The 15,330-nt window shown below is 33.8% G+C and carries 13 protein-coding genes; 10 read left to right on the top strand and 3 right to left on the bottom strand.

What is annotated here, in order from left to right; all coding sequences use genetic code 11:
- Positions 1-2: 2 nt before the first annotated feature.
- Positions 3-2,093 carry a phosphate acetyltransferase gene (gene pta, locus K7G79_RS02475; protein ID WP_223548827.1) on the bottom strand — a complete coding sequence of 697 codons (2,091 nt, stop codon included), beginning with the start codon at positions 2,091-2,093 and terminating at the stop codon, positions 3-5.
- Between the two features lie 118 nt (positions 2,094-2,211).
- Complete coding sequence (gldA, locus tag K7G79_RS02470; protein ID WP_223548825.1) at positions 2,212-3,108, bottom strand: gliding motility-associated ABC transporter ATP-binding subunit GldA; 897 nt, start codon at positions 3,106-3,108, stop codon at positions 2,212-2,214.
- Between the two features lie 281 nt (positions 3,109-3,389).
- Between gldA and K7G79_RS02465 the strand changes: the two genes are divergently transcribed.
- The 4 genes from K7G79_RS02465 (at position 3,390) to K7G79_RS02450 (ending at position 7,492) form a co-directional block, all read left to right on the top strand.
- Entirely contained in the window at positions 3,390-4,217 is an 828-nt protein-coding gene (locus K7G79_RS02465; protein WP_223548823.1) for a prephenate dehydratase, read from the top strand.
- Positions 4,214-5,359 carry a pyridoxal phosphate-dependent aminotransferase gene (locus K7G79_RS02460; RefSeq protein ID WP_223548821.1) on the top strand — a complete coding sequence of 382 codons (1,146 nt, stop codon included), beginning with the start codon at positions 4,214-4,216 and terminating at the stop codon, positions 5,357-5,359. Before K7G79_RS02465 ends, K7G79_RS02460 begins: the two co-directional genes overlap by 4 nt.
- Positions 5,360-5,468: 109 nt before the next feature.
- Positions 5,469-6,320, top strand: coding sequence for a prephenate dehydrogenase (locus K7G79_RS02455; protein ID WP_223548820.1), 852 nt, complete (start codon positions 5,469-5,471; stop codon positions 6,318-6,320).
- 89 nt (positions 6,321-6,409) lie between these two features.
- Positions 6,410-7,492: a bifunctional 3-deoxy-7-phosphoheptulonate synthase/chorismate mutase type II gene (locus K7G79_RS02450; protein ID WP_223548818.1), complete on the top strand. Its 1,083-nt coding sequence runs from the start codon at positions 6,410-6,412 to the stop codon at positions 7,490-7,492.
- A 46-nt stretch (positions 7,493-7,538) separates the two neighbouring features.
- Here K7G79_RS02450 and K7G79_RS02445 read toward each other — a convergent pair whose 3' ends face one another.
- Positions 7,539-7,991: a hypothetical protein gene (locus tag K7G79_RS02445; protein ID WP_223548816.1), complete on the bottom strand. Its 453-nt coding sequence runs from the start codon at positions 7,989-7,991 to the stop codon at positions 7,539-7,541.
- A gap of 86 nt (positions 7,992-8,077) precedes the next feature.
- Between K7G79_RS02445 and rsgA the strand changes: the two genes are divergently transcribed.
- From rsgA to K7G79_RS02415, 6 genes are all read left to right on the top strand, one after another.
- A complete protein-coding gene (rsgA, locus tag K7G79_RS02440; RefSeq protein WP_223548814.1) occupies positions 8,078-9,025 on the top strand; it encodes a ribosome small subunit-dependent GTPase A in 948 nt (315 codons plus the stop codon).
- A 26-nt stretch (positions 9,026-9,051) separates the two neighbouring features.
- Complete coding sequence (gene dtd / locus K7G79_RS02435) at positions 9,052-9,504, top strand: D-aminoacyl-tRNA deacylase (RefSeq protein WP_223548812.1); 453 nt, start codon at positions 9,052-9,054, stop codon at positions 9,502-9,504.
- A 176-nt stretch (positions 9,505-9,680) separates the two neighbouring features.
- On the top strand, positions 9,681-11,603 hold the full coding sequence (locus K7G79_RS02430) for a DUF3857 domain-containing protein (RefSeq protein ID WP_223548811.1): 1,923 nt from the start codon (positions 9,681-9,683) through the stop codon (positions 11,601-11,603).
- Complete coding sequence (locus K7G79_RS02425; protein ID WP_223548810.1) at positions 11,596-13,536, top strand: DUF3857 domain-containing protein; 1,941 nt, start codon at positions 11,596-11,598, stop codon at positions 13,534-13,536. Before K7G79_RS02430 ends, K7G79_RS02425 begins: the two co-directional genes overlap by 8 nt.
- Entirely contained in the window at positions 13,537-13,863 is a 327-nt protein-coding gene (locus K7G79_RS02420; protein WP_223548808.1) for a nucleotide pyrophosphohydrolase, read from the top strand.
- A 119-nt stretch (positions 13,864-13,982) separates the two neighbouring features.
- Positions 13,983-15,215: a 3-phosphoshikimate 1-carboxyvinyltransferase gene (locus K7G79_RS02415; RefSeq protein WP_223548807.1), complete on the top strand. Its 1,233-nt coding sequence runs from the start codon at positions 13,983-13,985 to the stop codon at positions 15,213-15,215.
- Positions 15,216-15,330 lie beyond the last annotated feature (115 nt).

Below are 15,330 nucleotides of genomic sequence, written 5' to 3'. Positions count from 1 at the left end.
ACTTATAGATCTTGGGCTTGAATGGCAGTTATTATAACAGTACTGTAAATATCGTCAGAAGTACAACCACGACTTAGATCATTAACAGGTTTGTTAAGCCCTTGAAGCATAGGGCCAATAGCTAATGCTCCAGTTTCTCGCTGTACCGCTTTATAGGTATTGTTTCCTGTGTTTAAATCTGGGAAAATCAATACACTGGCTTGACCTGCTACTTCGGATTCCGGTAGTTTACTTTTACCAATCCGTAAATCTACAGCAGCATCATATTGTATGGGGCCTTCAATTTTAAGGTTTGGTATTTTGTGTTTCGCGATTTCGGTAGCAGTTCTCACTTTATCCACATCGGCACCCTTGCCAGAAGCACCAGAGGAATAAGACAGCATGGCCACCTTTGGTTCTATGCCAAAATCCTTAGCGGTTTTAGCTGAGGATATGGCTATCTCTGCCAACTGCTCTGCATTAGGATTTGGGTTTATGGCACAGTCACCAAAAATAGATACCCTATCCTCTAAACACATGAAGAACACAGAAGAAACAATATTTACCCCAGGTTTGGTCTTAATAAATTGTAAGGCTGGACGTAAAGTGTGTTGAGTGGTATGTACTGCACCAGATACCATGCCATCGGCATGTCCTTTATAAATCATCATAGTGCCAAAATAGGACACGTCCGTCATCATGTCTCTAGCCATTTGTAGGTTTACATTCTTATGTTTTCTAAGTTCATAGAAGGTTTGTGCGTAATCTTCAAAATAGGGTGATTTTGTTGGAGAGACAATATTTATTTTAGTAATATCTAAAGGAATGTCCAATTTTACGATACGTTCTTTAATTTTGTCGACTTCTCCAATTAAGGTAATATCTACTACCTGGGCATCGATCAATCTAGAGGTTGCCCTCAATACACGTTCGTCGTAACCTTCTGGGAGTACAATATGTTTTTTGTTTTTTAAGGCACGTTGCAACAAGTTATATTGAAACATCCTAGGTGTGAAAATATCCGATTCGAAAGTAATTAAATCATTAGCCAGTTTTTCTGTATTTACGTGTTTTTCAAACGTAGCAATTGAGGTTTGGATTTTATCAATGTTTTCGGCATAGATCTTCGATTTAATTTTTCCAATTTCATTGGTCACAGCAAAGGTGCCACCCTGCACAGAAATAATGGGAACAATACTAGAAAGTCCTTCAATAAGTTTTAAAATAGGATCTTCGGGAATGAGTCCCCCTGTTAAAACAATACCCGAAATTTTAGGATAGTTTTTTGATATATTGGCCTGTAAAGCACCTAAAATAAGGTCAGCACGGTCTCCTGGGGTAATTACTAAAGCATTTTCTTTTAAATGAACAAGGTAGTTGCGCAGTTGCATAGCTCCTACACTAAAGCTTTCGGATTGGTTGTTTATTAATTCTTTGCCAAAAAGGACGTTACCATTTAAGGTTTTTACTATTTCCTTAATGGTGGGGTTGGCCAAGCTTTTAATTTTGGGTATTACACTTATGTCTGTACTATTAGGAATACGATTTTGAAGCTGAACCTTTAATGTTGAAACAAAGTCTGATTCAATTTTGTTGGTCATTATGGACAGTACATCAACATCTTCTTTATAAGTATCGTGTGCCAGTTGGACACTATCAACAATTTCCTCAAGCGTTTTATTGTTGCCTTGCATGACGATTATAACAGGCAGTCCCAAATTTTTTGAAATTAGGATATTAATGTCTAATTCCAGGCTTGAATTTTCATGAGAAAAATCGGTACCTTCAACGAGTACAAAATCAAAACGTTTTTCCAGCTTCTTATATTTCTTTATGATTTCATCAATAACATGTCCCGATTTACCTTGATTGTATAGGTTAAGTACTTCATTTCTGGTATAGACATAGGTATTTTTATAATCTATATTAATATCAAAATAAGATACTACCGTATTGATATGGTTGTCCTTTTCTTCGTTTTCAGTATCTTCTATAATGGGTCTAAAATAGCCTACCTTTGCGGTTTTTCCTAAAAGCATACGCATTAAACCCAATACAACAACAGATTTGCCGCTATTAGGTTCTATAGTTGCTACATAAATTCCTTTGCTCATGGTGTTTTAGAGTATCTAGTATTTGTCAATGCAAAATTAAGGTCTAAAGTTTAGGACAAAGATGATATTTGTCATGCATTTGTTTAAAATATGACTGGTTATAATATTTTAAAATGATTTAATTTTTGGTCAAATCCCTAAACAAACTTTCCAAACTTGCGTTTTTTTGATTTAGTTGAAGGATTTTTAATTGGTTGTCGTAGGCAAAGTCAAAAACATGAGAGCGCATATCTTCCGAAGTGTTAAAGGTGATTTCATAAACAAAATCATGAATATTTACCACGCGATCTACTTTGGGAAGGGCTAATAAAAAGGTGTCTTCCACACGATAATCAAACTCTACAATTACGGTCTGTTCTTTTTTCTTTCTTAAGTCTTTCAAGTTATTATCAGCAACTATTTCACCTTTGTTAATAATAATTACCCTGTCGCACATGGCTTCGACTTCCTGCATAATATGGGTGGATAGAAATACGGTTTTGGTTTTGCCTATTTGTTTTATCAAATGTCGAATATCAACCAACTGATTGGGGTCTAATCCAGTGGTTGGCTCATCCAAAATGAGCACATCGGGATTGTGTAATAGAGCACAGGCCAATCCTACCCGTTGACGGTAGCCCTTAGAAAGCTGTCCTATTTTTTTATGTGCTTCAGGCGTTAGACCTGTAAGTTCAATAACCTCATCGATACGTTCCTTTTTCACATTATAGATATTGGCATTAAAGTTTAAGTATTCCCTAACATAGAGTTCTGTGTATAAGGGGTTATGTTCTGGCAAATAACCTACACTTTGTTGTACACTTTTAGGATTGTTATTTACATTAAAACCATTAATTTTTGCACTACCACTTGTGGCTTTTAAATAAGTTGTTAATATTTTCATCATGGTTGATTTTCCAGCACCATTAGGCCCTAAAAAGCCAACTATCTCTGGTTTATCAATGGTAAAAGATATTTTGTTTAGTGCTTTTTGGTTACCGTAAAGTTTTGTAATACCTATAACTTCTATTGACATATTTAAAATAGTTTGTTCAAAAGTAATGATTATCTAACGTATTGTGTGATTTGTTGTAAAATCTTTAAATCTTTTACAAAAATGCAAAAAAACGTTTTTTAGTATTTTAATATTTTAAAATATTATTTACTTTAGCCGCATAATTATGACAGCAACAGGACATTATACATATTTTAACAATTGGTTTTATTTCTTTTTTAGCTAAAGGAACGAGACGTTGTATGTATAATTTAAAGTATAAATTTAATATGGGGTCTCGATGAAAATCGAGACTTTTTTTTATGATTAAGACAGTAGCTATACAGGGTGTAAAGGGATCGTTCCATCATATTGTATCCCAGCAGTTTTTCAACAAAGATGTTGAAGCTATTGAGTGCTTGACATTTGATAGGGTAGTTGAGGCTCTACTTAACCAAGAATGTGATGCCGCTATCATGGCTCTAGAGAATTCTATTGCGGGATCTATATTGCCAAATTATGCACTTATTGATGGTTGTAATTTGCATATTGTTGGAGAACATTATGTTGATGTTCAGCATAATTTAATGGTTTTGCCTGGACAAAGTATTCAGGATATTGAAGAGGTATATTCACATCCCATGGCTTTGCTACAATGTAAGGAGTTTTTCAAAAAGTACCCACATATTAAGTTGGTTGAAGATAAAGATACTGCCGAGGTTGCACAACGTATTCAGAAAAAGCAGTTGAAAGCTGTTGGAGCTATAGCCAGTGTTTTGGCTTCTGAAATTTTTGAGCTTGATATTTTGGCCCATAGCATTCAAACCATTAAACATAACGAAACCCGTTTTGCCATTGTAAAGCGAACCAATTCTGAAGTACCTGAAAGTGAAATAAACAAAGCCTCAATAAAGTTTGAAACCGATCACAAGCGAGGTAGTTTAGCGACCATATTAAACGTTATGAGTGATTGTAAACTTAATTTAACTAAGATACAGTCTATGCCAGTGGTAGAAACGCCTTGGAAATATTCTTTTTTTGTTGACGTTACATTTCAAGCTTATTTGGATTTTAAAAAAGCCAAATCCGTAATAAAAATTATGGGCCATAATTTAAAAGTTTTAGGGGAATATAAAAATGGGAAGTCATGATTGAAGTAGCAAATAGATTGCATACTGTAGAGGAATACTACTTCTCAAAAAAACTACGGGAAGTAAATTTGCTTATTGCAAGTGGTAAACCTGTAATCAATTTAGGTATTGGTAGTCCTGATTTAAGTCCGCCACAAAAAGTGGTTGATGCTATTGCCAATAGTTTGTTCGATTCCAATGCGCATAAATACCAAAGTTATCAGGGGCTACCAGAGCTTAGGGAGGCTATGGCTACTTTTTATAAGGCACATTATAACGTGTCTTTAAGCCCGAAATCTGATATTTTGCCGCTTATTGGAAGTAAGGAAGGTATTATGCATATTTCCATGGCTTACTTAAATCAAGGCGATGCAGTATTGATACCTAATCCTGGGTATCCAACTTACCAATCGGTTACAAAACTTATGCAGGCGACACCTGTTTTTTATGAGCTGGACGAAAGGAATAACTGGCAGCCAGATATTAAGGCCTTAGAACAAAAAGACTTAAGTAAAGTAAAACTCATGTGGGTCAATTACCCACATATGCCAACGGGAGCTGTGCCTAGTGAGCACACCTTTAGGGAATTGGTGGATTTTGCAAAGCGCCATGATATTTTAATTATAAACGATAATCCGTACAGTTTTATATTAAATGATAATCCTACAAGTATTTTAAATATTGAAGGAGCTAAAGATGTCTGCTTAGAGTTAAATTCATTAAGTAAGACTTTTAATATGGCAGGGTGGCGTGTAGGTATGGTTGTCGGTAATGGTGATCATATTAATAATATATTGAAGGTTAAAAGTAACATGGATTCCGGTATGTTCTATGGTATACAAAAGGGAGCTATTGAAGCCTTGAATTGCTCGAAAATGTGGTTTGTTACACTTAACAGTGTTTATAAAAAGCGTCGGGATTTAATATGGAAATTAGCAGAGTCTCTTAATTGTACTTACGATAAGAAAGCTTCTGGATTATTTGTTTGGGCAAAATTACCTGCTTTTGTTAATGCGGAAGAATTTATTGATTTAGTATTAAAAGAGCATCATATTTTCATAACGCCCGGAACTATTTTTGGAAGTAAAGGAGAAGGTTACATACGTTTTTCATTATGTGCTCAAACCGAAGATTTAGAAGAAGCAATAACTAGAATTAAATAGGTAAGAGGTTCCGATAGTAATCTGGAATAATGGCAGATTGTAGTAGAAAAAAAATAATAATTAAAGTTCTCTCCGTTTGGAGGGATGCCGTAAAGGGGTGACAAAGGAAATGAAACAGATTTATGCTTTAGGAGTAGGTTTAATTGGAGGTAGTTTGGCAAAGGATATTAAACGCCATGATCCTGAAGTGGTTATACATGGAATTAGTAGAAAGGATGCAACACTTAATGAAGCCCTGTCCTTAAAATTAATAGATAAAAAGGCGACATTGGAAGATCTATCAAAAGCCGATTTGGTCATTGTCTCTATTCCTGTAGATGCCACGGTAAAATTATTACCAACCATTTTAGATAAGATTCCAGATACAGCATTGGTTATTGATGCAGGTTCTACAAAAGAAGCTATTTGTAAAGCTGTGGAAGATCACCCAAAGCGAAGAAATTTTTTGGCCATGCATCCTATTGCGGGTACGGAATTCTCGGGGCCTAGTGCAGCGATCGATAATTTGTTTGTAGGCAAAACAAATATTATTTGTGAAGTTGAAAAAACAGCATTCAAGCTACAGGAAAAAGCCTTAAAGCTGTTTGAAGCCATAGGGATGCGCATTCGGTATATGAATCCTGTTGCCCATGACAAGCACATTGCTTATGTATCGCATTTATCACATATTAGTTCTTTTATGTTGGGAAAAACGGTTATTGAGAAGGAGAAAAATGAGCGCGATATTTTTGATATGGCAGGCAGTGGATTTGCGTCGACGGTTCGATTGGCTAAAAGTTCTCCGGAAATGTGGGCACCCATATTTAAGCAAAACAAAGCTAATGTTATTGAGACTCTAGAAGAGTATATCAATAATCTTATGCTTTTCAAGGCCTTTATGGAGGAAGATGATTATGAGGCCATTTTTAATGAAATGAAAGACGTCAATCATATAAAAGATATTTTAAACGGAATAATCTAAAAGGTTGAAGTAAAAAATTAAATATTAAAACTAAAATAAATTTATAAATAGATTTTTCCGAAGGAAAAAATCTGAAAGACAAAAGGGATATGGAAAACAAGAAAGAAATGAGAACTTGGTTAGATGATTTAAACTTAGATCATCCGTTAGTTATTGCAGGGCCATGTAGTGCTGAAACCGAAGAGCAAGTGCTTAAAATTGCTAACGACTTAAAGGATACCGATGTCAATTATTTTAGGGCTGGAATATGGAAACCTAGAACCCGTCCAGGTATGTTTGAGGGTGTTGGGGCTTTAGGTTTAAAATGGTTGCAAACGGTAAAGCAGGAAACTGGTATGAAAGTGTGTACCGAAGTTGCCAATGCAGCCCATGTAAAATTAGCTTTAGAGCATGATGTAGATTTACTTTGGATAGGTGCTCGTTCTACGGTAAGTCCATTTATTATGCAGGAAATAGCTGATGCTTTAGAAGGTACCGATAAGCCAGTTTTAGTAAAGAATCCTGTTAATCCAGATTTATCGTTGTGGTTAGGTGGTATTGAACGCATTTATAGTTCTGGTGTTAAGAATATTGGAGCTATTCACAGAGGATTTTCAACCTACCAAAAGACCAAATATCGTAATATTCCAGAATGGCAATTGGCTATTGAGTTTCAGAATAGGTTTCCAGATATTCCACTAATCAATGATCCGTCTCACATTACAGGTAATCGTAACATGATTTTTGATGTGTCCCAAGAGGCACTGGATTTAAATTTTGATGGCTTAATGATTGAGACACATATCGATCCAGATAATGCTTGGAGTGATGCCGCACAACAAGTAACACCATCAACCTTGGTGCAAATAATGAGAGATTTGAAAATAAAGAAAGAAACCGATGCTGAAGCAGAATATGTTAATGCACTTAATAATTTAAGGGCTCAAATAGATGTTGTGGATAACCAGCTCATAGAACTATTAGGCAAACGTATGAAGGCAGCCGATGGTATAGGAGAACTTAAAAAGAGTAAAAACGTAGCGGTTTTACAATCTAAGCGTTGGAATGAAATTTTAGGTAAAATGGTGCTGGAAGGTGAGCAACATGGTTTAAGTGAAGAGTTCATTTTAAAAATGTTTAAGGCTATTCACCAAGAATCGATTAATCATCAAGAAAAGATTATTAATGGGTAGTTTATAAAAAAGCCTCGCTAGGCGAGGCTTTTTTATAAAAATATAATTACTGTCTGTTTCTTTTAAAAATATATCTAGTAATGAAAATACCTTGGCCATCATCTTTCCCACTATCACTCTCAACAGCACTAGTAACAAAGGCTAGTTCCCAGCCTTCTTCAATCATGGCATTAACTTTAGAGCTAACTACGGCATCGTTGGCTGCAATATTTTGAAATCTAATACCGGCAATATTGTAAAAGTTAAGTAGTTTGGTTTCTTCAAAATCTTTCACTCTAATATCTTTTCTATTCGACTTATTTCTTGTGTGGTCTTCTTCAGTTTGTTCAGATGTAAACTCTTTATAGTCTCTTTCACCAACGGAAGAAATTATGCGTGATCTTCCCAAGCCGCTAGGCACTATAGATTCAACAGTTGTTATAATTTTGTACTCAATTTGAGCATTAGTTTCAATAAAGGAAAAGAAACACAGGCTTAATAGAATTAATAATTTTTTCATAATGTGATGAATTTTGAAGTTAAGTGACCAATTTAACTATTTTTCTAACGGGAATAATTACTTTTTTTCAATTACTTTTGAAAATAATGACAGGAACAGTTTATAAATCTACAGGTAGTTGGTATACGGTTAAAACCGAATTAGGTCATGTATATGAATGTAGGATAAAAGGAAAGTTCCGCATCAAAGGGATTAAGAGTACCAACCCTATAGCTGTTGGAGATGTAGTGGATTTTGAATTGGAAACCAATAGTGACAATGTTTCAGGAATTATCCATAAGATACACGATAGAAAAAACTATATTGTTAGAAAGGCAGTGAACCTATCTAAACAAACCCATATCATCGCCACAAATTTAGATCAGGTATTTCTAATGATTACCATTAACAATCCTCCTACATTAACTAGTTTTATTGATCGGTTTTTGGTAACGGCCGAAGCCTATTCCATTAAAACTATTCTTCTTTTCAATAAAGTTGATACATACAATGATGAGGCCCTTATGGAAGTAAAATATTTAGCCCATGTGTATCGTAATATAGGCTACGAGTGTATTGGAATTTCTGCTAAAACAGGAAAAAATATAGAAAAGGTTAAGGCGCTTATGACGGGTAAGGTAAGTATGTTTTCGGGGCACTCCGGTGTTGGAAAATCGACTTTGGTCAATGCTATTGAGCCTACATTGGATTTAAAGACTAAGGAAATTTCCAGTTTGCACTTGCAAGGTCAACATACCACAACCTTTGCTGAAATGTTCGATACAGGTTTTGGAGCAAAAATAATAGACACTCCTGGTATAAAAGGTTTTGGAGTTGTGGATATGGATAAAGAAGAAGTGGGGGATTATTTCCCAGAAATTTTTAAACTCAAACAAGATTGTAAGTTTAACAATTGCCTACACATACAAGAACCTAAATGTGCAGTAAAAAGGGCTTTAGATAATGACGAGATTGCTTATTCACGGTATAGGAGCTATTTGCAAATACTACAGGGAGAAGAAGAGCATTATAGAACCGATAATTGGGATAATTAGAAAACAGTTAAGATAACGATAGGAATATGAAAATAGTCATCCAAAGAGTATCTAAAGCTAGTGTAATTATCCAAGACAAAAAAGTAGCTTCAATAGACGATGGGCTTTTAATATTTCTTGGTATTGTTGAGGAAGATTCTTTGGAAGATATTAAGTGGTTATCCAATAAAATAGTTAACCTACGTATTTTTAATGATGAACAAGGTGTGATGAATAAGTCTTTAATCGACAACAAAAAGGATGTTGTCGTTGTGAGTCAATTTACCTTGCACGCTTCTACTAAAAAAGGGAATCGACCCAGCTATATTAAAGCTGCTAAACCAGATGTTGCTATTCCATTATATAAATCTTTCATAAAACAGTTGGAAAACGATTTAAGAAAGTCGGTTCAAACCGGTCAGTTTGGAGCCGATATGAAGGTGGAACTAGTCAACGATGGGCCAGTGACCATTATAATTGATTCAAAACAAAAAGAATAGGTTAGTTTAGCATTATGACCTAATTTTTAAGAATTTTTTTTCATTTTTCAACAAATTTCTTACATCCTTTTTTTATATTTGAAACACAGGATTTTTGTATATCCTATTTGCTACAGGTTTAAAATTCTGAACTTCTCTCAAAACATTTTATTGAAAAACATCGTAAGCGTTGTGCTATGAAAATTAAATTATTGCTTCCCCTTTTTATATTGTTTTATAACGGTAATTTCATCTACTCTCAAGGCAATACATACTCTGTTTCAAATATTTCAGACGAATTAAAAAAAAATGCTAATGCTGTTATTAGATTGAATGATATACAAATTGTTATTGAATCGCAAAGAAAAATTAAGACTTCCTTGCACAGAGTAGTTACTGTTTTAAATGAAAAAGGAGATCGATATTTAAATGCAGGTGTTGGATTTGATAATTACATTAAAGTCAAATCGATACAAGCAATTGTTTTTGATGAATTTGGCGAAGAAATCAAAAAAATTAAAAAAAAGGACTTTATAGATCATAGTGCAGTCGATGGTGGTACTCTGTATTCTGATTCTAGAGTATTGTTTATGGCTTATACACCAATAAAGTACCCTTATACAGTTAGTTTTACCTGTGAGATTGAATCTGTTAGTACAGCGTTAACACCAATGTGGAGGCCAATTAATGATTATTATGTAAGCATAGAAAAAGATACTTACACTTTGAATGATTTTGCTAACCTGGGACTAAGATTTAAAGAGAAAAACTTTGATGGCTATAATATAGTTTCCAATACTACAAATACTTCATTGTCTTATGCCATTTCTAATGTTCCATCTTTAAAACCAGAAGATTTGAGTCCTAGCTTTTCTAAAATCACACCTCAGGTTATGGTTGCAACTGAAAAGTTTCATTATAATGGAGTCGATGGTCAAGCTAAAGATTGGATGGAATTTGGAGCATGGATTAAGAATTCGCTATTGGATGGTAGAAATGAAGTGACTGAAAAAACAAAACAGGCAATACTCTCATTAGTGGAAGGTATAGATGATCCTCTTGAAAAAGCCAAAAAGATTTATGAATTTGTTCAGGAAAATACAAGGTATATAAGTGTTCAAGTTGGAATTGGGGGAATACAGCCTATTGCCGCAATAGAAGTGGATAAGGTAAAATATGGAGACTGCAAAGGGTTAACAAATTATACCCAATCTCTTCTTGAAATAGCAGGTATTACTTCATATTATTCTGTAGTAGAGTCGGGTAGAGAAATTGTTGATTTTGATACGGATTTTGCATCCTTAGCACAAGGAGATCATATTATATTAGGAATTCCATCCGAAGATAAGATGATTTGGCTTGACTGTACGAGTCAAGTTCACCCTTTTGGATTTATAGGTAGTTTTACCGACAATAGAAACGTACTTGCTATAAAAGGTGATACTGGAGAAATAATTAAAACTACAGTCTATCCAGATAAAGATAATTATCAACTTACTATAGCTGAAGTTGAGCTTAATCCTGATGCTAGCATAGCATCTGATGTGTCTATAAAGACCAAAGGGATTCAATACGATAAACGATTTGGTATTGAACGAGAATCCAAAAAAAATGTTATCGAATATTATAAAGAGTACTGGAGCAATGTAAATAATTTAGAGGTTCTTGATTATACCTTTGAAAATAATAAAGAAATAGTAGAATTTACAGAAACAATTAAGTTTTATGCGTCAAACTATGCTTCTTCAAGTGGAGACAAGCTCATTTTTGCACCCAATACATTTAACAAAAATTCATTTGTTCCTAATAGGTATAGAAATAGAAGATTGCCTGTTGAAATACAAAGAGGTTACTTGGATGAAGATGTTTTTATTTACAAAATACCTATGGATTTTGAGGTTGAGTCTATACCCGATAATATTCAAATTAAAAATAAGTTTGGAGAATATAGTGCCGAGTATATTGTTCGGGATAGTGAAATTCAATACAAAAGAAAACTGTTAATTTCAAAAGGTGATTTTCCAAAGTCTGACTATGATTCATACCGAAATTTTAGAAAAAAGATAGCAAGTAACGATAATTCCAAGATAATATTAAAAAAAACATCTAATCATGATTAAAAAAATCAGTCTAATAGTATTTATAATATCGATTCAGTTTAATTTTTCGCAAGAAATAGATTTTGGTAAGGTATCTAAAGAGGAATTATTGGAAGAATCCTATGTTCAGGACCAATCGGCAAATGCAGTTGTGTTATATAGACATCAAAACACCTATTTATTGTCTACAAATGTTAATACGGAATTATTGACCGAGATCCACGAACGAGTTAAAATATATAATAAAGAGGGTTTTGATTATGCTACGCATGAAATAGATTTGTTTAAGAGTGGCAGTGCTAGAGAAACCGTAACTAAAATTAAAGCCTTTACCTATAATATTGAAAATGGGAAAATTGTTGAAACCGCTTTAGATAAAGACCAAATTTTTAAAAATGAAGTGAGGTATAATTATGATCAAACAAAGTTTACCATGCCAAATGTAAAGGAAGGCTCTGTAATTGAATATAAGTATACCATTAGGTCACCGTTTTATTTTGATATTGATGAGGTTAGGCTACAGTATGATGTCCCAATTAAAAAGATGGAAGTGGAAATAAGGACACCAGAAGGCTATAGGTTTAATAAAACAAGTAAAGGCTATTTAAGTTTTTATCCTAAAGTGGAGACAAAGCGTGACAATAGAATAGGCATGAATGTGGTATCAACAAAATACTTTTTAAATAATGTCCCAGCTCTTAAAGATGAAAGTTATGTAGATAATATAGATAACTATAGGGCAGGAGTATTATTCGAACTAGTATCTGTAGAGTTACCAGGATATTATAAAAGTTATTCGCGATCTTGGGGTGATGTAGCGCAATATATTGGAAATACTGATGATTACAAGAATAAATTGGATAAGACAAATTCCTTTAAAGACGAATTGGAAGAGCTTTTGTCTGGTAAAACAGATCAAATTGAAAAAATGGGACTCATTTTCAAATATGTTAAAGATAATATTAAATGGAATGGAATAGATGGAAAGGGATTTTATTATGGTATTAAGAAAGCATTAAAGGAAAAAAAAGGAAATACAGGAGATATAAACTTAACATTAATAGCCATGTTAAGGGACGCAGGTATAAAAGCCAATCCAGTAGTAATAAGTACCAAAGACAATATAATCCCTTTTTTCCCAACGGTAGATAGGTTGAATTATGTTATTGCTTATGCTGAAATTGACGATAAGAAATACTTTATGGACGCTACTGACGAATTTAGTGACATAAATTTATTACCCGTTAAAGATTACAATTGGAAGGGGATATATATAGATAATGACAATTTGGTTTGGAAACAAATAGAAATTCAAACTCCCGAAGCTGCCATTTCTCAATATTCAATAACTGCAAGTTTGAATGAAGAAGGAGAAGTTAATGGCCATTTAATGTCAAGACATACAAATCATAGTGCTTATAAATTTAGAGAGGCATATAAAAAAGCAGATGAGGAGAACTTTATTATCAATTTAGAAGAAAAGTACGATAATATTGAAATATCTAATTATGAAGTAAAAAATACTGAGACATATGATGGTTATGTTTCCGAATCTTTTGACTATTATCAGGAAACGGGGGCAGATATAATTGATGATAAAATTTATATTCACCCAATGTCCTTTTTAAGGATTAAAGAAAACCCATTTAAGCTTGAGGAAAGAAAATTTCCGATTGATTTCGGGTATCCGTTTAGTCAAAAAGCGGTGGTGACTATTGAAATACCTAATAATTACCAATTAGAGTCTCAACCTGAACCTGTAGTTATGAAAATACCAGACGACTTAGGTTTATTTAAGTTTATACCAAAAGTGGTTGGTAATAAAATACTTTTAATGGTTGATTTTGAGATAAGTAATGCACAGATATATCCAGATCATTATTTATTTTTGAAAGAATTTTTTAATCAAATGATTATAAAAGAAAATGAACAAATAGTTCTAAAAAAGGTATAGATGGACATAAAAAATGCACAGAAGGTAGTAGACGATTGGATTAAAGCACACGGAGTTAGGTATTTTAATGAGCTTACCAATATGGCGCAGCTTACTGAAGAAGTAGGTGAAGTAGCGCGTATTATTGCTAGACGTTATGGTGAACAAAGTGAAAAAGAAAGCGATAAGGATAAGGACTTAGGTGAGGAATTGGCTGATGTGCTTTTTGTTTTATTATGTTTGGCCAATCAAACAGGAACCGATTTGGAACAGGCATTTGACAAAAGAATGAATAAAAAAGCAAAACGTGATCACGATAGGCACCATAATAATAAAAAGTTGAAATGAATACTTTAAAATAAATTGGTTTAAGAATTAAAACTATACTTAAAAAAATAGCAAGTTTCGTAGCATTAATCTCGATTATCGAGTAAATTTGCAGGCTTAATAAGCAAGGCAATTTTACAATGGATATTATACTTCGCCAATCTAAAATCGTAAATCGTAAATCTGAAATCACAATAACGGGTTCAAAAAGTGAATCCAACCGTTTGTTGCTGCTCCAAGCTTTGTATCCAGAATTGAAACTTAACAATGTGTCAAATTCCGATGATAGTAATTTAATGACCAATGCGTTAAGCTCAGATGCTGAGATTGTGGATATTCATCATGCAGGAACAGCGATGCGATTTTTAACAGCTTATTTCTCAATTCAAGAATGTAGGGAGGTTGTCTTAACAGGATCCAAACGTATGAAGGAACGTCCTATAAAAATTTTGGTTGAAGCCTTACAGGAACTAGGTGCAGATATTGCTTATGAAGAAAATGAGGGGTATCCACCCATTCGAATAAAAGGTAAAAAACTTACCAAAAATAAAGTATCGCTAAGGGCTAATGTAAGCAGTCAATACATATCGGCACTTTTGTTAATCGCTTCGAGATTGGAAAATGGAATTCAGTTGCATCTAGAAGGGGAGATCACATCTGTTCCTTATATAAAAATGACCCTGGCTTTATTGGACGGACTTGGTATTGAAAACACATTTATTGGTAATACAATCACGGTAAAACCAAAAACCGAAAGCCCAGAGCCTAAAACGTTGACCGTAGAATCCGATTGGTCTTCGGCTTCCTATTTTTTTAGTATTATAGCACTGTGCGATGTTGGTACTGAAATTACTTTATCCTCATACAAGGCAAACTCATTACAAGGTGATTCGGCTTTAATTGAATTTTATAAACATTTTGGGATAGAGACTGTTTATGGAAACAATACTATTAAGCTTAAAAAAGTTTCGGAAGTAAATAAAGAACAAACAATCGCATTCGATTTAACTGAATCGCCAGACATCGCACAAACCATTTCAGTGACTTGCTTTGCACTTGGTATAACCTGTAACTTAACAGGATTGCACACCCTTAAAATAAAGGAAACAGATAGATTAGTGGCCTTAAAGGCCGAAATTGAAAAATTAGGAGGAGTTGTTAAGATTACGGATAAGTCATTGCATCTTTCAGCTTCAGAGCATATTAATGAAATGGTTGCAATAGATACGTATAACGATCATAGAATGGCTATGGCTTTTGCACCGTTAGCTTTAAAAGTTCCCATAATTATAAATGATGCCATGGTGGTCTCTAAGTCCTATCCAACCTTTTGGGAAGATTTGCAAACTTTGGGTTTTCAAATTGCAAAATAAAAATCACCCATTTACTTGACAACCCCTACCTAGACATTGTATATTTGCAACTTTCTTAAAAAGAAGCAATAAAAATAAACACATGAAACTTTAATCGAGTTAAGCGGATTGTTTA

The sequence above is a fragment of the Aestuariivivens sp. NBU2969 genome, assembly GCF_019931125.1.
Taxonomy (GTDB): Bacteria; Bacteroidota; Bacteroidia; order Flavobacteriales; family Flavobacteriaceae; genus Aestuariivivens; species Aestuariivivens marinum.
The sequence above is the reverse complement of the archived record's forward strand: the minus strand, read 5'-3'. Positions and strand labels throughout refer to the sequence as shown.

Coding starts and splice junctions, on each gene's coding strand:
- K7G79_RS02415 (WP_223548807.1), top strand. CDS start 13,983: ATGGATATTATACTTCGCCAATCTAAAATCGTAAATCGTAAATCTGAA.
- K7G79_RS02430 (WP_223548811.1), top strand. CDS start 9,681: ATGAAAATTAAATTATTGCTTCCCCTTTTTATATTGTTTTATAACGGT.
- rsgA (WP_223548814.1), top strand. CDS start 8,078: ATGACAGGAACAGTTTATAAATCTACAGGTAGTTGGTATACGGTTAAA.
- K7G79_RS02425 (WP_223548810.1), top strand. CDS start 11,596: ATGATTAAAAAAATCAGTCTAATAGTATTTATAATATCGATTCAGTTT.
- gldA (WP_223548825.1), bottom strand. CDS start 3,108: ATGTCAATAGAAGTTATAGGTATTACAAAACTTTACGGTAACCAAAAA.
- K7G79_RS02455 (WP_223548820.1), top strand. CDS start 5,469: ATGAAACAGATTTATGCTTTAGGAGTAGGTTTAATTGGAGGTAGTTTG.
- K7G79_RS02460 (WP_223548821.1), top strand. CDS start 4,214: ATGATTGAAGTAGCAAATAGATTGCATACTGTAGAGGAATACTACTTC.
- K7G79_RS02450 (WP_223548818.1), top strand. CDS start 6,410: ATGGAAAACAAGAAAGAAATGAGAACTTGGTTAGATGATTTAAACTTA.
- dtd (WP_223548812.1), top strand. CDS start 9,052: ATGAAAATAGTCATCCAAAGAGTATCTAAAGCTAGTGTAATTATCCAA.
- K7G79_RS02420 (WP_223548808.1), top strand. CDS start 13,537: ATGGACATAAAAAATGCACAGAAGGTAGTAGACGATTGGATTAAAGCA.
- K7G79_RS02465 (WP_223548823.1), top strand. CDS start 3,390: ATGATTAAGACAGTAGCTATACAGGGTGTAAAGGGATCGTTCCATCAT.
- pta (WP_223548827.1), bottom strand. CDS start 2,093: ATGAGCAAAGGAATTTATGTAGCAACTATAGAACCTAATAGCGGCAAA.
- K7G79_RS02445 (WP_223548816.1), bottom strand. CDS start 7,991: ATGAAAAAATTATTAATTCTATTAAGCCTGTGTTTCTTTTCCTTTATT.